The organism is Lutibacter sp. (genome assembly GCF_041555395.1).
Lineage (GTDB): Bacteria > Bacteroidota > Bacteroidia > Flavobacteriales > Flavobacteriaceae > Lutibacter.
In genome coordinates this window covers 69,261-90,085 of the sequence record NZ_JBFFKM010000003.1, presented here as the reverse complement: position 1 = coordinate 90,085, position 20,825 = coordinate 69,261, and the positions used below count along the sequence as shown (strand labels likewise).

Sequence of the window (20,825 nt, the reverse complement as noted above, 5' to 3'; positions counted from 1 at the left end):
ATAACAAAGAATTTAATTGTGAGTAAATTAAGTTACAAAACAGTATCAGCTAACAAAAATACCGTTACTAAGGAGTGGGTATTGGTTGATGCAGACGGCCAAACGTTGGGTCGTATAGCTTCTAGAATAGCGATGCTAATTAGAGGTAAATACAAAACAAATTACACGCCTCACGTAGATTGCGGAGACAATGTAGTTGTTATCAACGCCGAAAAAATTAATCTAACAGGTAAAAAATGGGGTGACAAAACCTATATTCGTCACACTGGCTATCCTGGCGGACAACGATCGTTAACTGCTATTGAAGTATTCGAGAAAGACCCTACGCGTCTTATTGAAAAAGCAGTAAAAGGAATGTTACCTAAAAACAAATTAGGAAGCGCCCTTTTCAGAAATTTATATGTTTATGCAGGTACTGAGCACCAACAAACAGCTCAAACACCAAGAACCATTAACCTTAACGATCTAAAATAATAATGGAAACAATACACAAAATAGGTAGAAGAAAAACGGCAGTTGCTCGTGTTTATGTTTCTGACGGTACTGGAAACATTACTATCAATAAAAGAGAATTTAAAAACTACTTTACAACAGCAGCTTTACAGTATAAAGTTTTACAGGCGCTTAATTTAACAGATCACGTAACTTCATTTGACATTAAAGTAACTGTTTTTGGAGGCGGAATAACCGGACAAGCGGAAGCTATACGTTTGGCGATTTCAAGAGTTTTGGTTGAGTTAAATCCTGAAAACAGACTAATACTTAAACCAGAAGGATTGCTTACAAGAGACCCAAGAATGGTTGAACGTAAAAAATTCGGTCAAAAGAAAGCAAGAAAAAAATTCCAATTCTCAAAACGTTAATCGTTTACTTGAATTGTTACACCAAATTTTTTGGTGGTTCATTGAAATTAAAATTAATAACAAAGTTGTCGTTGATCAGTCAATGATTGACAAAAGTTTAGCATCCAAATAGGTAAGATCGGGTTTCCGCTACTTACCTATTGCTAGCTCAACGGAACGTAAACTAAATTACAAAATGGCAAAAATTGAAATTAAAGAATTATTAGACGCAGGTGTACACTTTGGTCACCTAACAAGAAAATGGAACCCAAATATGGCTCCATACATTTACGGAGAACGTAACGGAATTCATATTATTGACCTTTACAAAACCGCTGCAAAAATTGAAGAAGCTGCTGAAGCACTTCAAAAAATCGCAAACTCAGGCAGAAAAATCCTTTTTGTTGCTACAAAAAAACAAGCAAAAGAAATTATTGCAGAAAAATCTGCCAGTATCAACATGCCTTACATCACTGAAAGATGGTTTGGCGGAATGTTGACAAATTTTGTTACTATTAGAAAGGCTGTTAAAAAAATGACAGTTATTGACAGAATGAAATTAGATGGTTCTTTTGATGCACTTTCAAAAAGAGAAAAATTACAAATTAACCGTCAAAGAGAAAAATTAGAAAAAAACTTAGGTTCTGTTTCTGATATGACTCGTTTGCCAGGTGCAATTTTTGTAATTGACGTTAAAAAAGAACACATTGCAGTAGCTGAAGCCAAAAACTTAAATATTCCAATTTTCGCAATGGTTGACACAAACTCTGACCCAAGAGGTTTAGATTATGTTATTCCATCAAATGATGATGCTTCAAAATCAATCAATAAAGTTTTAGGCTTTATAGTTGATGCAATTGCAGAAGGTTTAGCAGACAGAAAAACAACAAAAGATAAAACTGTTGATGCTGAAGTAGTAGCTGAAGTTAAAGTTAAAGAAACAAAATAATTAATGTATCACCGTTGAATTTTAAAATTCAACAAAAATTATAAAATAATGGCAAAAATTACAGCCGCAGAAGTAAATAATTTAAGAAAATCGACCGGAGCCGGCATGATGGATTGCAAAAATGCACTTGTTGAAGCGGAGGGAAATTTTGATAAAGCAATTGAAATTTTACGTAAAAAAGGACAAAAAGTTGCTGCAAACAGAGCTGACAGAGATTCATCAGAAGGTGCTGTTATCGCTAATGTTAATGACGACAATACGGAAGGTGTTATCGTTTCATTAAACTGCGAAACAGATTTTGTTGCAAAAAACGACTCTTTTGTTGCTTTAGCAACTAAATTTGCTGAAATAGCAAATAACTATAATTCAAAAGAAGACTTTTTAAATGCTGATTTTGGAGGAATGACCGTTGCTGAAAAATTAATTGAGCAAACTGGTGTTATTGGTGAAAAATTGGAAATAGGCGCTTTTGAAAAAGTGACTGGTAAATTTGTGGGATCTTACATTCACGCAGGTAATAAAATTGCTTCGTTAGTTGCATTATCCGAAAACGTTGATGGCGCAAGTGTTGTTGCAAGAGATGTCTCTATGCAAGCTGCCGCAATGGGCGCAACTACTTTATCTTACAAAGATTTCGATCCAAATTTTGTTGCTTCTGAAACTGAAGCAAGAATTGCAGTGATAGAAAAAGAGAATATTGAACTTGGCCGATTGGGAAAAACCCTTAAACATGTGCCAATTTATATTTCTAGAATGCAATTAACCGATGAAATAATTGCCCAAGCTAAAGAAGATTTAAAAGCTGAACTTAAAGCTGAAGGCAAACCTGAACAAATTTGGGATAAAATTCTTCCTGGAAAATTGGAAAGGTTTATTTCTGACAATACTACGTTAGACCAAGAACTTTGTCTTCTTGACCAAGTTTTTATCAAGGACGATAAATTAACTGTTGCGGATTACGTAAAAACTATTGGTGTTACAGTAACCGATTTTAAAAGAGTTTCTTTAGCGTAATTGCACACTACATAAATTTAAAAAACTCGCTTTAAGCGAGTTTTTTTTGTTCTAAATATCCTTACTGAATGGTTTTTCATTTATCCTTTTTTCAAGCCCAATTTATGCCCTGCAAATGCATAATATAAAATGATTAAATAACAAGGAAGTAAAATCCAGTAGCCAGTTGTTGCCGCTTGCGCAGAAGCAGAAGCCTCATTTATTCCCTTCGCAATCAAATCGGCCTTAGTCCCATCAACAAATCTTCCGTATAAAGGTGGAATAATTGCCCCCCCGGAAATTGCCATAATCAATAACGCGGAAGCTGTTTTGGTGAATTTCCCTAATCCCTTTAAAGTTAAAGGCCAAACTGCAGGCCAAACCAATGCATTTGCAATACCTAATAAAGCCACAAATAATATTGACACATATCCTGAAGAAAATACAATCCCAAAAGTAAATACAATTCCTAATATGGCACTTGCTTTCAATGCGAAAGCCTGATTGATGTATTTAGGAATTAAAAATATACCCAGTGCATATGTCGCAACCATTGCCAACAAGGTATAAGTGGTAAAGAATTTGGCATCCGCGGCAGGAAACCCTAAAGAAATTCCATAGGCAATAATGGTGTCACCAGCAATAACTTCTACACCCACATAAACAAAAAGCGTTAAAACGCCCAACCATAGATGTGGAAATTGGAAAATACTTGTTTTGGTTGTTTTCCCTTCTTTTGTTTCCTCAATTGGTTCTGCTTCTACGTGTGGTAGTGGCGCACGTCTTATTAAAATACCCAACACCACTAACATTACCGCCATGACAACATAGGGAATCACAACGCTATCAGCCATAACATCTAACAACTGAGATTTTTCATCATCGCTAACGATACTTAGTTTGTCCTTTATTTCATCAATTCCCGATAACAAAATTGCGCCAAAAATAAGGGAGCCTAAAGCGCCCGCCACTTTATTTGAAATTCCCATAATTGCAATTCGTTTTGCTGCACTTTCAATAGGACCTAAAATGGTTATGTAAGGATTTGAAGCTGTTTGCAACAAAGTCATTCCCAAACCCTGAATAAAAATTCCCGCTAAAAACACCCAATACGTTCTTGCTTCTGCAGCAGGAATGAAAAGCAATGCACCAATTGCCATCACAAATAAACCCAATGACATTCCTTTCCGATACCCTATTTTAGTTAAAATATAAGATGCTGGCAAAGCCATAACCACAAAAGAAATATAAGATGCAGAAGCCACCAAATAGGATTGCGCAGTCGTTAACTCGTTTATGGTTTTCATAAAAGGAATTAACGCACCATTAATCCAGGTTACAAATCCGAAAATAAAAAATAATCCCGCTATAATAAGAATTGGAACAAATGAATTGTTTTTTGCATTGGTGGTTGAACTTACCGTATTTGACATAGTTAATAAATTTTATGAATAAAATTTTAAATTTATCGTATTTTCTTTTAAAACAATACATTTATCTTAAAACATTTTAAGCAATATTTTGAAGAAAACCAATATAAAATTTAAGGTTGATTTTTATATGGAAAAAATGTATTCTTTTATAATTTTGTTATTTTTATTCCTATGCAACATTGCCTTCCTACTTATAAAGTATTTCATATATTTGCATAACTTTCAAATAAATTATGGCTTATAAAAGAATTCTACTAAAATTAAGTGGTGAAGCACTTATGGGTGATCGCCAATACGGTATAGATCCAAAACGTTTATCGGCCTATGCTGAAGAAATCAAAAAAATTGTTGAAAACGGTATAGAAGTCGCCATTGTAATAGGAGGCGGAAATATTTTTAGAGGTGTTTCTGGAGCCAGTAATGGCATTGACAGGGTTCAGGGAGATTATATGGGTATGCTTGCCACCATTATTAACGGTTTGGCCTTACAAAGCGCCATTGAAGCAATAGGTATAAAAACCAGACTGCTCACAGCCATTAAAATGGAACAAGTTGCAGAACCCTTTATCAAAAGAAGGGCAGTTCGCCATTTGGAAAAAGGACGTGTGGTAATATTTGGAGGAGGAACCGGAAATCCTTATTTCACTACAGATACAGCTGCCGTTTTGAGGGCCATTGAAATTGGTGCAGATGTTATTTTAAAAGGCACCCGTGTTGACGGAATTTACAATTCTGACCCGGAAATAAACAAAGACGCCATTAAATTCGACTCCATTACCTATGAAGACGTTTTAAGGAAAGGATTAAAAATAATGGATACAACGGCATTTACTTTGAGCCAGGAAAATAATTTGCCTATTATTGTTTTTGACATGAATAAGGAAGGTAATTTGGAAAAAGTGATTTCAGGAGAAACTATTGGAACAAAAGTTGATAAATAAACGTATAATTTATAGTTAACAAGTTATGAATGAGGAATTAGACTTTATTATAGACAGCACAAAAGAATTAATGGCAAATGCCATTCTGCATTTAGAAAAAGAGTTCAGAAATATCAGGGCGGGAAAAGCAAGCCCGGCAATGCTGGGAAATGTTACCGTTGATTACTATGGTTCCCAAACGCCTCTTGCGCAAATTGCAAACGTAAGCACCATGGATGCACACACCATTACCGTTCAGCCTTGGGAAAAAAATATGTTACAGGGCATCGAAAAAGCGATTATGCTTGCCAATCTAGGATTTAACCCGATGAATAATGGTGACATCATTATTATTAATGTTCCTGTTTTGACAGAAGAAAGACGAAGAGAACTTTCCAAACAGGCAAAAGCAGCCACTGAATTTGCTAAGGTGAGCATCAGAAACGGTCGTAGAGAAGCCATGAGTGAAATTAAAAAAATAGAAGAAGCTTCTGAAGACATGAAGGCAAACGCCGAAATTGACATTCAAAAATTAACAGATGACTTTATTATTGAAGTTGACAATCATTATAAAAATAAAGATCAAGAAATAATGAAAGTTTAATTTTTTTTTCTAAAAGTTAAATTTATCAAAAAAAATAAAAGCACTCTTAAGAGTGCTTTTTTAAAGTTTAAAACGGCTATTTTGAAAGTAGTTTAGCATTTAAACATCTGTTTAAAGGTTTCGGATTAAGCACATTTTACAGATACTGTGCCTTTACAAGCCCCGAATGGGTAATTTGGCCTTAAAAATATCCTACAAAATTAGTCTGGGATTTTAAAAATCAAATACTTATAGCACGAACTATTTTTATACCTTTGCAAAAATTTTTTTAAATGGATTTTTGGTCAAGTCTCTCTCGGTTTATTTTAAAAAGAAGATATATCATCTTAGTTGTAATAGCCGCCATCACCTATTTTTTAGCTTCACAAATGCAGTACATGCGTTTTTCTTACACAGAAGCTAATTTACTTCCAGAAAATCATAAAGTTAACGTTGAATATAATAAATTTCTAAAACTTTTTGGTGAAGAAGGCAATCTTATCATTTTAGCAGTTGAAGATTCAACCCTGTTTACGCCAAAAAAATTCATTGACTGGAATAACTTAACAAAGGAGTTAAACCATTATCCAGAGGTAGATTTTACGGTTGGCATTGGCGATATTAAAGAACTGAAAAAAAATAAAAAAGAAGAAAAATTTGATTTTGTACCTCTTTATGAAGATGTCCCAAAAACCAAGGAAGAAATATTAAAAATCAAAACCGAACTTTTTGAAAATCTGCCATTTTACGACAATATCTTATTCAATAAAAAAACAGGAACTATTAGATCTGTTATTTATTTAAAGAAGGATATTGTAAATACAGCTGCGCGTAAAGACTTTGTTTTCAACGTATTAAATCCTGCTGTTGAGAAATTTGAAGCAGAAAACAATATTAATGTAAGAGTTTCCGGCATGCCGTACATCCGTACCATGAATGCCCAAAATATTATTGATGAAATTGGACTTTTTGTTGGTTTGGCTTTGGCAGTTACCGCATTAATTTTCTTTTTCTTTTTCCGTTCCGTAAGAGCGACCATGATAACGCTTTTGGTAGTGAGTATTTGTGTCACATGGGCATTCGGATTTATCGGTTTATTTCGTTATGAAATTACGGTTTTAATGGCGTTAATTCCGCCTTTAATTATTGTAATTGGTGTCCCAAATGCCATATTTTTAATTAACAAATACCAACAAGAAGTAAAGAAGCATGGGAACCAGGCGAAGTCCTTGCAAAGGGTTATTTCAAAAGTAGGAAATGCCACGTTAATGACAAATGTTACAACAGCTTCAGGGTTTGCAACATTTATTTTCACAAAAAGCCAACTTTTAAAAGAATTTGGGATTGTAGCTTCAATCAATATTATAGGGATATTTTTAGTTGCTTTATTCATTGTACCCATCGTGTATAGTTTTCTACCATTGCCAAAAGAAAAACACCTGAAACATTTGGAACGAAGATGGATTGATACTATTGTTAAATCGATGGAGTCTATTGTTAGAAATCACAGAATTTCAGTTTATGCAGTAACAATTGTGTTGATTATTGTCAGTATGATTGGAATTTTTATGATAAAAGTTTCAGGGAGTATCATTGAAGATATGCCAAAAGGCGAGCAATTCTATAAAGATATTGTATTTTTTGAAGAAGAATTTGGTGGTATTATGCCTTTAGAAATAATAATTGATACCAAAAAAGAAAAAGGCGTCATGAATTTGGGTACTTTGAAGCGAATGAATGAACTGGAAGAAACTATTGATGAAATTCCCCAATTGTCAAAATCAATTTCAGTTCTAAATATTGTAAAGTACTCAAAGCAAGCTTTTTACGGAGGCAATCCGAAATTTTATCAGTTACCTACCAACCAGGAAAAAAACTGGATATTGTCTTATGCCAAAAACGCAACTTCAAATACCAATTTACTAAATAGTTATGTTGATTCTACAGGCAGATATGCAAGAATAACAACATTTATGAAGGATATTGGGACGGATAAAATGGAAATTATTGAAGAGCGAGTGCAACAAAAAATTGACAAAGAGTTTCCCAAAGAAAATTATCAAGTTTCTATGACAGGTAAAGCATTGGTGTTTTTAAAAGGAACCAACTATTTAATCAATAATTTGGTGATTTCACTTACGCTGGCCATTTTTCTGATTGCCATTTTTATGGCGTTTTTGTTTCGCTCCTTCAAAATGATATTAATATCTTTAATTCCAAATATGTTCCCCCTATTAATAACCGCAGGTTTAATGGGCTATTTAGGAATTCCAATAAAACCATCAACAATTTTGGTGTTTAGTATTGCCTTTGGTATTTCGGTTGATGATACCATTCACTTTTTGGCAAAATATCGCCAAGAATTAAAAGCAAACAATTGGAGAATTAAACAATCTGTGTACAATGCCCTACGCGAAACCGGCGTAAGTATGTTTTATACTTCTATCGTTTTATTTTTTGGATTTTTAGTCTTTACCGCGTCAAGTTTTGGTGGCACTATTGCTTTAGGAGGTTTGGTATCTATAACACTATTATTTGCTATGGCTTCAAACTTACTTTTATTGCCTTCCCTATTGCTTTCATTAGAAAAAACAATTGCAAACAAGGACGATTTTAAAGAACCTGCACTTTCTATTCTTGATCCTGATGATGAAACTGGAGATAAATAGTTGTAAATAGTTGAAAGTTGAAAGTTCTGAATTTTTTAATTGTTCATTATTAATTGTTAATTGTCAATTATCAATTGATAACGTATCTTTGCAAGGCTAAAATATTAGAAATATGACAAGAAGCAATGTGGCTGAACTTTTAAATTCAACCAATTTTTTACAAGAAGTAAACCTTAAAGGTTGGGTTAGAACATTTAGGGCAAATCGTTTTATTGCATTAAATGATGGGTCAACAATTAATACAATTCAATGTATTGTTGATTTTGAGAATACTGATGAACGCATTTTAAAACGCATTACAACAGGTGCTGCAATTTCAATAAAAGGAATATTAATAGAAAGCCTTGGAAAGGGGCAACAAGTTGAAATTCAGGTTTCCAAAATTGAAATTTTAGGCGACTCTAACCCTGAAGAATATCCTATTCAACCCAAAAAACATAGTTTAGAATTTTTACGTGAAAATGCGCATTTACGAATAAGAACAAATACGTTTAGTGCCGTAATGCGTGTACGTTCGGCATTGTCTTTTGCTGTGCATAAATATTTTGTCAAAAATGGATTTTACAATTTTCATGCACCGATAATTACAGGTTCTGATGCTGAAGGCGCTGGAGAAATGTTTAACGTTACGACGCTTGATGCCAATAATCCGCCAAGAAATGAAGCAGGAAAAATTGATTATTCTAAAGATTTCTTCGGAAAATTAACGAATTTAACAGTGTCAGGTCAATTAGAAGCTGAAACCTATGCCATGGCATTGGGAAAGGTATATACTTTCGGTCCAACTTTTAGGGCAGAAAACTCGAATACAACACGTCATTTGGCCGAATTTTGGATGATTGAGCCGGAAGTTGCTTTTAATAATTTAGATGATAATATGGACTTAGCAGAAGATTTTATTAAATCGGTTATTTCCTATGTTCTAAAAAACTGCAAGGACGATTTGGCATTTTTAAATGACAGGTTAGCCGATGAAGAAAAATCGAAACCGGCTTTGGAACGCAGTGAAATGCCACTTATAGAAAAACTGAAGTTCATTGTTGAAAATAATTTTATACGTGTAAGTTATACCGACGCAATTGATATTTTAAAAAATTCAACTCCAAACAAAAAGAAAAAATTTCAGTATTTAATTAATGAATGGGGCACCGATCTTCAAAGCGAACACGAACGTTTTTTGGTTGAAAAACACTTTAAATGCCCAGTAATTTTATTTGATTATCCGGCAAAAATAAAGGCATTTTATATGCGTTTAAATGATGATGGAAAAACCGTTAGAGCCATGGATGTTTTATTTCCGGGAATTGGCGAAATTGTTGGTGGTAGCCAGCGAGAAGAACGTTTGGATGTTTTGCAACAAAAAATGCTGGAGCTAGGAATTGACGAGAAAGAATTATGGTGGTATTTGGATACCAGAAAATTTGGAACAGCTGTCCATAGCGGATTCGGACTTGGATTTGAACGATTGGTTCAATTTACAACAGGAATGGGCAATATTCGAGATGTTATTCCATATCCAAGAACTCCGCAAAACGCGGAATTTTAATTAATTATTGCCAAAAAAAATATCATGCAATTAATGCTGTGTTTTTTTGTATTTTTATAAAAAGCTATCCTAATTTATGCTTAAACAGGGTTTACAATTCAAATTATCGCAAAAGCTGTCTCCACAGCAAATTCAACTCATGAAGTTGATTCAATTGCCGACGCAAGAATTTGAACAACGCCTAAAACAAGAATTAGAGGAAAATCCGGCTTTAGAAATCGAGGATGAAAATACTGATGATTATGAAAACTCACAGTTAAGCGACTCTTATGATGAGTATGACGATTCCGGGAATGAAAGCATAAACACTGAAGATATTAATATAGATGAATATTTAAGTGACGATGAAATTCCAAACTATAAAACACAAGCCAATAACTATTCGTCAGATGATGAAGAAAAGGATATTCCTTTTGCTTCCGGTCCTTCATTTACGCAACATCTAAAAAATCAAATGAATACTTACCGTTTAACGGAAGAAGAGGAAATTATTACTGATTTTTTGATTGGAAGCATTGACGACAGCGGTTATATCAGGCGAGATTTGGTCGATATTTTAGATGATTTGGCCTTTACAGAAAATATCTTTACGACCGAAATAGAATTGGAACGATTGCTGAAAATTGTACACCAATTAGATCCAGCCGGAGTTGGAGCTCGCGATTTAAGAGAATGCTTAATCTTGCAATTAAAGCGAAAAGACGAAAAACCCAGCATAAACTTATCTATCGATATTTTAGAAAATGGTTTTGATCATTTTGTCAAAAAACATTATGTCAAATTATTACAAAAGTTTCATGTCTCCGAAGAAGCGTTAAAAGATGCCATAAAACAAATTGAGCGACTAAATCCTAAACCGGGAGGTTCCTTTGTTGGCAATAGTAAAGTAACGGAACAAATTGTACCCGATTTTACCATTAGGATTGTTGAAGGAGAGCTGGAACTTACACTTAATTCGAGAAATGCACCAGAACTTCATGTTTCAAATGAATATAATAATTTAATGCGTGGCTACAAGGATTCGAGTGAAAAATCGAAATCCCAAAAAGAAGCTGTTATGTTTATAAAGCATAAACTTGATGCGGCCAAATGGTTTATAGATGCCATAAAACAACGTCAGCAAACATTGCTTTTAAATATGAACGCTATAATGCAACATCAAAAAGAATATTTTTTAACAGGTGATGAGCGCAAATTAAAACCTATGATTTTAAAAGATATTGCAGATGTAATAGATATGGACGTTTCAACCGTTTCTCGTGTGGCAAGCAGCAAATATGTGTCAACACCCTACGGGACAAAATTAATTAAAGAGTTTTTCTCTGAATCTATGAAAAATGATCAAGGAGAAGATGTTTCAACAAGAGAAATAAAAAATATATTAGAAACCGTTATTAAAGAAGAGGATAAAAAGAAACCGCTAACGGATGATAAACTGGCACTTATTTTAAAAGAAAAAGGATATCCTATTGCAAGAAGAACCATTGCAAAATATAGAGAACAATTGGATATCCCAGTTGCACGTTTAAGAAAAATATTTTAGCAAAAAGCCTTAAAATGACAATAAAATTTTCAAAATTTATTTCCTATTTTTTTCATCCCATAAATTTTCCCATAATTGGCACCCTTTTATTCTTTCTTTTCATCCCGAAATTCATTTTTAAACCACAAGAATATACTATTTTAATTGTCATTTTTATTGGCACCTATATATTTCCTTTGTTGTTGCTTGCTCTTTTAAAACGTTTTGGGATGATAAACAGTTACCATATGATTACTATTGAAGAGCGGAAATTCCCCACATTGCTATTTATTTCCATCTCCTTTATCATTGGAAATTGGCTATACAAATCATCAATAGTAAATCTTTTGGCTTTACTTTTTATTGGTTATGGCTTAAGTTTAATATTCACATCATTATTTTTATACTTAAAACTAAAAATAAGTTTGCATACCTTGGCAATTACCGGATTAATAGGATTTTTATTTTATTTTAGTTATTTCTATAAAATAAATTTAATACCACTTATGGCACTATTATTTGTTTTAAGTGGATTAATAGCCTCTGCCAGGTTAAGGCTTCAGGCACATACGTTAAATGAGGTTATATTGGGGTATGTGGTTGGTGTAGCTTCACAGTTTATTGTTTACATTATTTACATGATGTAAAATTTCAAACCTATATTAATATCTTTTAAATCAAGATTCTTCCCCTCAAAAATAGCATTTTTAAATAAAGGGCTTAAACCATAATAGCAGTAAATGTTCCAGGTGCTATATCCTGCCGCCAATATTACGCCATATTGAATTCTATTTAATTCTGGTATATTTTTAGTGGTTTTTAGAACGTCTGCATCCCCAAATTTAGTTTTATACCCCACTAAGTATGAGAATTTTACACCACCATAAACTCTCCAAAAACTATATTTTTGCGGCGTAGAAGTTCTCCACCTCAATTCAATCGGCATTTCTATAGCATTAATTCCCAATCTATTCGTTTTATAATCTTCGGCAAGTTCAAATACTGTTGTTTGATTGTCTCTGGATATTTTTAAATTTTGCACATAAACTTTATAGGCATATCCTGCTCCTATACCAAGTCCAACATTTCGCTGTTCATTTAGAGGAATATCTTTTATGAACCCCATAGAAAATCCGCCTGAAAACCCATTTTGCGAAATTTCAGCAGGTTTGTTATTTAAAATGGAATAGGTTAATGACAGGTATAACTGATCTTCTAAATATTTTAAATCAATTATTGAATCATTATTAACCTGAGCTTGTGGTTTCACAAAGCAAAGCAGAAAAAAAAATATTAAACAATACTTACCCATACTAACAAAGGTACTTTATAAAAATAAAAAAGGCAATCATAAAATTATGATTGCCTTTTTTATTTTTATTAGAATTATACATTCTAATAGTTACTAGAAATTCTTCGATAAATCTGTGCCTTTTGAAGTTGAAAAACTAATTTTCAAGGCATTAATATCTCTTAATTGCTCTTTAATATCTATAACTGTACCTACACTGGCTTCTTTATCAGCTTTAATAGAAGTCGTCATAAATTTAACATCTTCTTCTGGTCTTAAAGCTCTTTCAGAATAGATAAAACTTGGAACATCATTAACATCGATAATTTTATCATTTACCTGAATTTTATCTCCAGATATTCTAGCATCTTTTGATTTACCGATATAAATAGTGCTTACCAAACTTTTATGTTCTAACTTTTTCACTTCACTAGCGACAGGAAGTGCAGGCTTTTTTATTAATAAATCTGTTTCCCTCATGGTAGTAGATACCATAAAAAAGAATAATAACATAAATACAATATCAGGTAAAGATGCCGTAGAAATTCCAGGCGTTCCTTTTTTCTTTTTTTTAAATTTACTCATATTCTGATATTATTTTATCGGTTCAGGTTCAGTTATGATTTGAGGATATTTATCTTTCAAATCATCAATTTTCACTTTTAAACTTTCTGTAGGATTATCATTATAATCTTGAAGTAAAGCGTCATAGGATCTTCCATACCTTTTTACAGCCAGTTTATTCCTCAACTCGTTATATGCACCTTCAATTTCATTTTGAATTGACACATACATACCGTAAGTTGTGCCTCTATCGCTTTGTAAAGATATAACGGCCTTTGATGGATGATCCGATGAGTTTGGATCCTTATCTCCGCCGCAATAATCACATGGTTCTCCCGGTTTATCATCAATCGGAGTTCCTAATCCACCTCCGTTATCTATAAACTTTATAGCCAAACGTTTCACGTCTGTTACTTTTACATATTCGTTTTCAACTAACAACTGGTTGTTTCTATTAACAACAATATCCAAAACGTTTTTTTCTTTTACAATTACATCGGATTGCTCATCTGTTTTTTCAGGCAATTTACGTGCAATCCCAGAATCTACGTCCATAGTTGTAGTTACTAAGAAAAATATTAAAAGCAAGAACGCAATGTCTGCCATTGAACCAGCATTAATTTCTGCATTTTCTCTTCTTGCCATAATTTAATTAATTTTTTACAAGTGATTTTACAAAGTCATATAAGAAGAATACTAAACCAATAGACCCTAAAATAAAACTGTAATTAATTAAAGCACTTACCCATTTAGAAACACTTCCGGCTTCACCGCCTTTTATTATTTTTCCCATTCCGTCAGTGACAGCCTCATCAGTAGCAAAAAAGTAAGCTAACACTAATAAAACGGCCATAACGGCAACTCCCAGCAATGTTCTTTTTAACACATCTGGATGCTTGGCCATGTTCAGCAATGAAAAAATTACCGAAATCGCAGCAGTCGCAATCAATAAAAATATTGCAAATGATATAAATGGAGACAAAATGCTTGCCTGTAAATCAGCACTTTCAGTTATTGGGTCATCACCCTCCATTACAATTCTAACGAAAAAATAGAAACCTATTAATCCAATTATACCTGTAACGTAAGTTAATATTTTTGATTTTTTATCATCCATGATTATTATTTTTTAAGTCTAACCAAAAGGTCAACTAGTGAAATTGAAGCGTCTTCCATATTATTTACAATGCTATCTACCTTAGAGATAATATAATTATAAAAAACTTGGAGAATAATTGCTACAACTAAACCAAATACGGTTGTTAACAAGGCCACTTTAATACCACCGGCAACAACTGTTGGAGAAATATCTCCTGCAGCCTGAATAGAGTCAAAAGCACTAATCATTCCGATTACAGTACCCATGAAACCAAGCATTGGCGCCAAAGCAATAAATAAAGATAACCAAGAAATATTTTTTTCCAATAGTCCCATTTGAACTCCACCATAAGCCACAACTGCTTTTTCAGCTGCTTCTACACCTTCATCCATTCTGTCTAATCCTTGATAAAATATGGATGCAACAGGGCCTTTAGTATTTCTACAAACTTCTTTTGCTGCTTCTACTCCACCTGAAGATAATGCTTCATCAACATTACTAACTAATTTATTCGTGTTAGTAGTCGCCATATTAAGGTAAATAATTCTTTCAATTGCAATTGCCAACCCTAATATTAAGGTTACCAATACAATTCCCATAAAGAAAGGTCCACCTTCAATAAAACGTTGTTTTAATTCTTGATGAAATGTTTTTGATTCGGTTGCGTCAGCAACTTGTTCAGTTTTTGCGGCATCTTGTGCAATAGCTTTAGGTGCTGCTCCAAATAACAATAATCCTGTAATTGCAAGGATAGTAAATAATCTTTTCATTGTCTAAATAGTTAATTTATTAATTTCACGGGTTAAATATATAATAATTTTCACAAAACAAACAAGTCATCGAAGAGAAAGATTTTAAAGTCAATAACTTATCTAAATACCTCTACGTTTAGACATCTTTTGCGTATGGCAAGTAACAAAAAAATGTTGAGTTGTAAAAATTTTATAACAATTTTAAAATGATTTTTTTTTAGTTGTTAGTTTTTTTTTGAATCAGCAAAAAAATCGTGATTTAAGATAAAATATTAAAAAGATAATTGATAAACACCGACTTTAGTACAAAAAATTCACTCAAATGCGCTTATTTCACCTCTAAGTTGGGTTTCGAAAATTGATTTAAATTCATTTTTAGGAATATTTTCGCCCAATAAATACATAAGTTTTGCCAAAGCAGATTCCGTAGTTATATCTCCGCCATTAATAATTCCAACTTTTTTTAACGCAATACTGGTTTCATATTGCCCCATAATTACATTTCCTCCTATGCATTGGGTTACATTTATTATATGAATTCCTTTATCAATTGTTTCTTTCATTAAATTAATGAACCATTTATCAGTGGGTGCATTCCCTGAACCAAATGTTTCTAAAATTACCCCTTTTAATCCTTCAATATTCAAAATACTGCTCACAACTTTTTCAGTGATTCCGGGAAAAATTTTTAATATCACAATATTATTGTCTAATCTCTTTCTGACCTTAAATGATTTAAGTTCCTTTGGTTTGTAAATTAATTGTTTATAAAATTTTAAATGAACCCCGCTTTCTCCCAATGCAGGAAAATTAGGCGAAGTGAATGCTTCAAAATGTTCTGCATTAATTTTTGTGGTTCTGTTTGCCCGATATAATTTGTATTCAAAATATAAACAGACTTCCGAAATGATTGGCGCTCCATCTTCTTGAGAAGCAGCAATTTCAATAGAAGTAATTAAATTTTCCTTGGCGTCGGTTCTTAAATCGCCTATGGGCAATTGTGAACCCGTAAAAATGACGGGCTTTGAGAGATTTTCAAACATAAAACTTATTGCAGAAGCCGTATAAGACATGGTGTCTGAACCGTGCAATATTACAAATCCATCAAATTGCTCATAATTTTTTTCAATTATTTCTGCAATGAAAACCCAATTATCCGGATTCATGTTTGAGGAATCAATAGGCTCGTCGAGTGAAATGCTCTTTATGGCGCAATTCAATTGGTTAAGTTCCGGAATATGCTTTAAAAGTTTATCAAAATTGAATGTTTTTAAAGCTCCTGTTTTATAATCTTTAACCATACCTATGGTTCCGCCAGTATAAATTAAGAGGATATTAGGGATTTTTGCCATTTTGTCTGTTCCTGAATTTTGGAATAATTTATGATGTAAATTTACCAAAAAAAAACACATTAATTAAAAAGAAACCTATGGGATTTTATATTATTATTGGCTTGGTATCATTAATTAGCTGGTTGGTGAGCCAAAAGTTGAAAAAGAAATTTAAGTATTACTCCACTTTACAATTAGAAAATGGTTTAAGCGGAAGGGAAATTGCCGAAAAAATGCTACATGACAATGGTATTTATGATGTAAAAATTATATCAACACCCGGTCAATTAACTGATCATTACAATCCGTTAACAAAAACCGTAAATTTAAGCGAATCGGTTTATGAACAACGGAATGCAGCCTCTGCTTGCGTAGCCGCTCATGAAGTTGGGCATGCCGTTCAACATGCGCAAGCCTACCAATGGCTGCAAATGCGTTCGTCTTTAGTGCCGGCAGTAAATATTTCTTCAAAATTTTCACAATGGCTGGTTATTGGAGGTTTAATTTTGGGTGCAGTTTCAGGCAATACAGGTATTGGTTTTACCATTGCAATTATTGGACTTGCCATGATGGCGCTTGCAACCTTATTTAGCTTTATCACTTTGCCAGTCGAATATGACGCCAGCAATAGGGCTTTGGCTTGGCTAAAAACGAATAATATGCTCACCAACAGAGAGCAAGATGGCGCTAAAGATGCTTTAAAATGGGCAGCAAGGACATACTTGGTGGCGGCAATAGGATCATTGGCGATGTTGCTTTATTGGGGCTTGACTATTTTTGGATCCCGAGATTAAGAAAGATTGAAATACTATAAAAAAGGCCGTTTTAAACGGCTTTTTTTATAGTTTAATTTGACGGTCAATTTGTTGGTCGAGCGAAATAAACGTTTCTGTTCTTGCAACACCTTCAATAGATTGAATTTCCTGATTGAGCAAATTCATTAGATGCTCATTGTCTTTACATATAATTTTTATGAAGATGGCGTAATTCCCAGTTGTATAATGACTTTCAATAACTTCAGGAATCTCTTTTAATCGAATAAGAGCCGCGGAATATTTACTGGCAGAATCCAGAAAAATTCCAACAAAGGCCAACGTTTTGTATCCCAATACTTTCGGATTGATCATAAATTTTGAGCCTATAATTAACCCGGCCGCTTCTAATTTTCGCAACCTTTGATGAATTGCAGCGCCAGATATTCCAATTTCACGGGCAATACTTAAAATTGGCGTTCGGGCATCCTCCATTAAATGTTTTAAAATAATTTTATCAATCCCGTCGAAGTGTAATTCTTTTTCTTTCATTTTATAAAAATATGAAAGTAAATTTAAAAAAATAAAGGATATGAAAAATCATATCCTTTATTTTTATTTCAATTTTAAATTTTATTTATCTTCCTCCCGTTGAATTTCAAAATCTTCCATAAATTTTGTAGTGTAATTACCGGCTATATAATCAGGATGATCCATTAATTGCCTGTGAAAAGGAATGGTGGTTTTTATTCCTTCAATCACAAATTCGTCCAAGGCTCTTTTCATTTTACTGATTGCCTCTTCACGTGTTTGTGCCGTTGTGATTAATTTTGCAATCATAGAATCATAATTTGGCGGTATTGTATAACCAGCATAAACATGAGTGTCTACTCTAATCCCATGGCCTCCAGGAATATGTAATGTTGTAATTTTACCCGGTGAAGGCCTAAAATCTTTATAGGGATCTTCCGCATTTATTCGGCATTCAATAGAGTGCAATTTAGGAAAATAGTTTTTACCTGAAATAGGAATTCCGGCAGCTACTTTAATTTGTTCATAAATTAAATCATAATCCATTACCTGCTCCGTTATTGGATGTTCCACCTGAATACGGGTGTTCATTTCCATAAAGTAGAAATTTTTATGTTTATCCACCAAAAATTCAATGGTACCGGCTCCTTCATAAGAGATATATTCTGCAGCTTTCACGGCAGCTTCACCCATTTTTTTTCTTAATTGCGTCGTCATAAAAGGCGAAGGTGCTTCTTCCGTAAGTTTTTGGTGACGGCGTTGAATAGAACAATCTCTTTCCGATAAATGACATGCTTTTCCGAAGGAATCTCCAATAATTTGAATTTCAATATGGCGAGGTTCTTCAATCAATTTCTCCATATACATGCCGTCATTTCCAAAACAGGCAAACGCTTCTTGCCTGGCTGCATCCCAAGCATTTTTAAGGTCGCTTTTATTATAAACAGCTCTCATTCCTTTTCCTCCACCTCCTGCAGTTGCTTTTAGCATTACGGGATATTTCATTTCATCTGCCAACTTTTCAGCATCTTCATATAATTCCAATATACCTTCTGAGCCTGGAATAATTGGTACCCCTGCCGCTTTCATAGTAGCACGGGCTGAGGCCTTATCACCCATTTTGCTAATCATATCTGAAGTTGCTCCAATAAATTTTATACCATGTTCTTCACATAATTTTGAAAATTTAGCATTTTCAGACAAAAAACCATAACCGGGATGAATGGCATCGGCATTTGTTATTTCGGCGGCGGCCAATATAGCCGACATTTTTAAATAAGATTCATTGCTTGGAGGCGGTCCAATGCACACCGCTTCATCGGCAAAACGAACATGTAAACTTTCTGAATCGGCAGTTGAATATACAGCCACCGTTTTAACTCCTATTTCTCGGCAGGTGCGAATAACTCTTAAAGCTATTTCACCTCTGTTTGCAATTAATATTTTTTTAAACATACTGTTTTCAATTATTATAACCAACAATCCATTTCAAATAAATTTTGAAACTTATATGATGAAAATTGGAATTAAAATTATATAGGCTCAACTAAAAATATTGGTTGTCCATACTCAACCGGAGTTCCGTCTTCCACTAATATTTTTACTATTTTCCCTGAAACTTCAGATTCAATTTCATTAAATAATTTCATTGCCTCAACCATACATACAATTGTATTTGGGGTTACAATATCTCCAACTTCAACAAAAACAGGTTTATCCGGTGACGGTCTTCTGTAAAATGTACCAATTATCGGTGAAGTAATTTCTATGTATTGATTTTCTTTTCCCGAAACAGAATCTTCATTTGTAGATTCTCCAGAAGGCGTAACCGGCAATGCTTGTAATGCTCCCTGCAACTGAGGAATCCCTTGAGGTGACTGTTGAACAATTGTTGTTTCTGTTTTTTCAACTCCAGTTTTTATGGTGATTTTAATATCTTCCATTTCTAACTTAACTTCACTTGCGCCAGATTTGGCTACAAATTTTATCAGATTTTGAATATCTTTTAAATCCATACTCATTTGGTTTTAATTGTTAATTGATTAAGAATTGTATGCCCATTTAAAGTAAATTGATCCCCAAGTGAAACCACCTCCAAATGCTGCGAAAATTATATTATCTCCTTTTTTAAGTTGTTGCTCATAATCGGCCAAAAGCAATGGCAATGTTGCCGATGTTGTGTTACCATAATTTTGAATGTTCATCATTACTTTTGAACTGTCTAATTCAATTCTGTTTGCCGTTGCCTCAATAATACGTTTGTTTGCCTGATGGGCGGCAAGCCAATTGATGTCGTCTTTTGTTAAATTATTGCGTTCCAAAATTTTAACCGTTGCGTCTGCCATATTGAAAACTGCATTTTTAAAAACAGTTTTGCCGTCCTGAAAAACAAAATTTTCCTTATTGTCTATAGCTTCTTTTGTCATTGGATACATTGAACCGCCAGCTTTTACTTGTAAAAACGCTCTTCCTGTACCATCGCTTCTCAAATATTCGTCCTGCAATCCTAAACCTTCTTCATTTGGTTCAAATAAAACTGCTCCGGCTCCATCACCAAATATAATACAAGTCGCCCTGTCTGTATAATCAATCATGGAAGAACATTTGTCGGCTCCAATAAGCAAAACCTTTTTGTATTTTCCAGATTCAATATATCTTGCAGCAACAGTCATTCCATATAAAAAACTTGAACAAGCCGCTTCCAAATCAAAACCAAAAGCATTTGTTGCACCAATTTCGGTAGCAACATAAACAGCCGTTGCTGCTGCCTGCATATCTGGTGTGGCTGTTGCCACTATAACCAATTCAATTTCTTTTGGATCTAATTTTTTCTTATCCAGCAACTGTTGGGCTGCTTTAATTGCCATAAAAGAAGTTCCTTTACCCTCTCCTTTTAAAATTCTTCGTTCTTTAATTCCGGTTCTGGCCATAATCCATTCATCATGAGTATCCACCATTTTTTCTAACATTTCATTTGTTAGAATATCCTCAGGAACATATTTTCCAACTGCAGTTATCACCGCGGTAATTTTCGCCATATTTTGCTTT

Annotated in this window: 22 protein-coding genes; 11 read left to right on the top strand and 11 right to left on the bottom strand. The window is 33.6% G+C overall.

Translation table 11 applies throughout. The annotated features are described in order from the left end of the window. Window positions 1-18 precede the first annotated feature (18 nt). The 4 genes from rplM (at window position 19) to tsf (ending at window position 2,805) form a co-directional block, all read left to right on the top strand. A complete protein-coding gene (gene rplM / locus ABY285_RS01655; RefSeq protein ID WP_372766346.1) occupies window positions 19-474 on the top strand; it encodes a 50S ribosomal protein L13 in 456 nt (151 codons plus the stop codon). Between the two features lie 2 nt (window positions 475-476). After that, window positions 477-863 carry a 30S ribosomal protein S9 gene (rpsI, locus tag ABY285_RS01650; RefSeq protein WP_372766344.1) on the top strand — a complete coding sequence of 129 codons (387 nt, stop codon included), beginning with the start codon at window positions 477-479 and terminating at the stop codon, window positions 861-863. Window positions 864-1,038: 175 nt separating this feature from the next. Further along, complete coding sequence (gene rpsB / locus ABY285_RS01645) at window positions 1,039-1,791, top strand: 30S ribosomal protein S2 (RefSeq protein ID WP_372766342.1); 753 nt, start codon at window positions 1,039-1,041, stop codon at window positions 1,789-1,791. Between the two features lie 48 nt (window positions 1,792-1,839). Beyond that, complete coding sequence (tsf, locus tag ABY285_RS01640; RefSeq protein ID WP_372766340.1) at window positions 1,840-2,805, top strand: translation elongation factor Ts; 966 nt, start codon at window positions 1,840-1,842, stop codon at window positions 2,803-2,805. Between the two features lie 80 nt (window positions 2,806-2,885). Here the strand turns inward: tsf and ABY285_RS01635 are convergent, their stop codons facing one another. Next, window positions 2,886-4,217, bottom strand: coding sequence for a sugar MFS transporter (locus ABY285_RS01635; protein ID WP_372766338.1), 1,332 nt, complete (start codon window positions 4,215-4,217; stop codon window positions 2,886-2,888). A gap of 233 nt (window positions 4,218-4,450) precedes the next feature. Between ABY285_RS01635 and pyrH the strand changes: the two genes are divergently transcribed. From pyrH to ABY285_RS01605, 6 genes are all read left to right on the top strand, one after another. Further along, on the top strand, window positions 4,451-5,158 hold the full coding sequence (gene pyrH / locus ABY285_RS01630; RefSeq protein ID WP_372766336.1) for a UMP kinase: 708 nt from the start codon (window positions 4,451-4,453) through the stop codon (window positions 5,156-5,158). Window positions 5,159-5,183: 25 nt separating this feature from the next. Beyond that, window positions 5,184-5,741 (top strand): ribosome recycling factor, encoded by a 558-nt coding sequence (frr, locus tag ABY285_RS01625; protein WP_372766334.1) that lies wholly within the window; start codon window positions 5,184-5,186, stop codon window positions 5,739-5,741. 272 nt (window positions 5,742-6,013) lie between these two features. Beyond that, window positions 6,014-8,389: an RND family transporter gene (locus ABY285_RS01620; RefSeq protein WP_372766332.1), complete on the top strand. Its 2,376-nt coding sequence runs from the start codon at window positions 6,014-6,016 to the stop codon at window positions 8,387-8,389. Between the two features lie 112 nt (window positions 8,390-8,501). Further along, on the top strand, window positions 8,502-9,935 hold the full coding sequence (gene asnS / locus ABY285_RS01615; protein WP_372766330.1) for an asparagine--tRNA ligase: 1,434 nt from the start codon (window positions 8,502-8,504) through the stop codon (window positions 9,933-9,935). Between the two features lie 76 nt (window positions 9,936-10,011). Next, window positions 10,012-11,478, top strand: coding sequence for an RNA polymerase factor sigma-54 (gene rpoN / locus ABY285_RS01610; protein ID WP_372766327.1), 1,467 nt, complete (start codon window positions 10,012-10,014; stop codon window positions 11,476-11,478). 14 nt (window positions 11,479-11,492) lie between these two features. Further along, complete coding sequence (locus ABY285_RS01605; protein ID WP_372766325.1) at window positions 11,493-12,104, top strand: hypothetical protein; 612 nt, start codon at window positions 11,493-11,495, stop codon at window positions 12,102-12,104. On the opposite strand, the gene ABY285_RS01600 is transcribed toward ABY285_RS01605, so the two are convergent. From ABY285_RS01600 to ABY285_RS01575, 6 genes are all read right to left on the bottom strand, one after another. Continuing rightward, window positions 12,092-12,727, bottom strand: coding sequence for a porin family protein (locus ABY285_RS01600; protein ID WP_372766323.1), 636 nt, complete (start codon window positions 12,725-12,727; stop codon window positions 12,092-12,094). The two genes, ABY285_RS01605 and ABY285_RS01600, sit on opposite strands and share 13 nt — an antisense overlap. Before the next feature lie 135 nt (window positions 12,728-12,862). After that, a complete protein-coding gene (locus ABY285_RS01595) occupies window positions 12,863-13,333 on the bottom strand; it encodes an ExbD/TolR family protein (RefSeq protein ID WP_372766321.1) in 471 nt (156 codons plus the stop codon). Between the two features lie 9 nt (window positions 13,334-13,342). Beyond that, entirely contained in the window at window positions 13,343-13,957 is a 615-nt protein-coding gene (locus tag ABY285_RS01590; RefSeq protein ID WP_372766319.1) for an ExbD/TolR family protein, read from the bottom strand. Window positions 13,958-13,964: 7 nt separating this feature from the next. Continuing rightward, a complete protein-coding gene (locus ABY285_RS01585) occupies window positions 13,965-14,429 on the bottom strand; it encodes a hypothetical protein (RefSeq protein ID WP_372766316.1) in 465 nt (154 codons plus the stop codon). Window positions 14,430-14,434: 5 nt separating this feature from the next. After that, the gene (locus tag ABY285_RS01580) at window positions 14,435-15,181 is read right to left on the bottom strand and encodes a MotA/TolQ/ExbB proton channel family protein (protein WP_372766314.1); all 747 of its coding nucleotides are present in this window, start codon (window positions 15,179-15,181) and stop codon (window positions 14,435-14,437) included. A gap of 296 nt (window positions 15,182-15,477) precedes the next feature. Further along, entirely contained in the window at window positions 15,478-16,515 is a 1,038-nt protein-coding gene (locus tag ABY285_RS01575) for an asparaginase (protein WP_372766364.1), read from the bottom strand. A 77-nt stretch (window positions 16,516-16,592) separates the two neighbouring features. Here ABY285_RS01575 and ABY285_RS01570 point away from each other — a divergent pair, with 77 nt between their 5' ends. Then, entirely contained in the window at window positions 16,593-17,288 is a 696-nt protein-coding gene (locus ABY285_RS01570) for a zinc metallopeptidase (RefSeq protein ID WP_372766312.1), read from the top strand. Window positions 17,289-17,333: 45 nt separating this feature from the next. Here the strand turns inward: ABY285_RS01570 and ABY285_RS01565 are convergent, their stop codons facing one another. The 4 genes from ABY285_RS01565 to ABY285_RS01550 all read right to left on the bottom strand — a co-directional run bounded on the left by ABY285_RS01565 (window position 17,334) and on the right by ABY285_RS01550 (window position 20,815). Next, on the bottom strand, window positions 17,334-17,798 hold the full coding sequence (locus ABY285_RS01565; RefSeq protein ID WP_372766310.1) for an Lrp/AsnC ligand binding domain-containing protein: 465 nt from the start codon (window positions 17,796-17,798) through the stop codon (window positions 17,334-17,336). Window positions 17,799-17,879: 81 nt separating this feature from the next. Further along, a complete protein-coding gene (accC, locus tag ABY285_RS01560) occupies window positions 17,880-19,232 on the bottom strand; it encodes an acetyl-CoA carboxylase biotin carboxylase subunit (protein WP_372766308.1) in 1,353 nt (450 codons plus the stop codon). Between the two features lie 77 nt (window positions 19,233-19,309). Further along, window positions 19,310-19,792, bottom strand: a complete 483-nt coding sequence (gene accB, locus ABY285_RS01555; RefSeq protein ID WP_372766306.1) for an acetyl-CoA carboxylase biotin carboxyl carrier protein — start codon at window positions 19,790-19,792, stop codon at window positions 19,310-19,312. A 27-nt stretch (window positions 19,793-19,819) separates the two neighbouring features. Then, window positions 19,820-20,815 carry a beta-ketoacyl-ACP synthase III gene (locus ABY285_RS01550; protein WP_372766304.1) on the bottom strand — a complete coding sequence of 332 codons (996 nt, stop codon included), beginning with the start codon at window positions 20,813-20,815 and terminating at the stop codon, window positions 19,820-19,822. Window positions 20,816-20,825 lie beyond the last annotated feature (10 nt).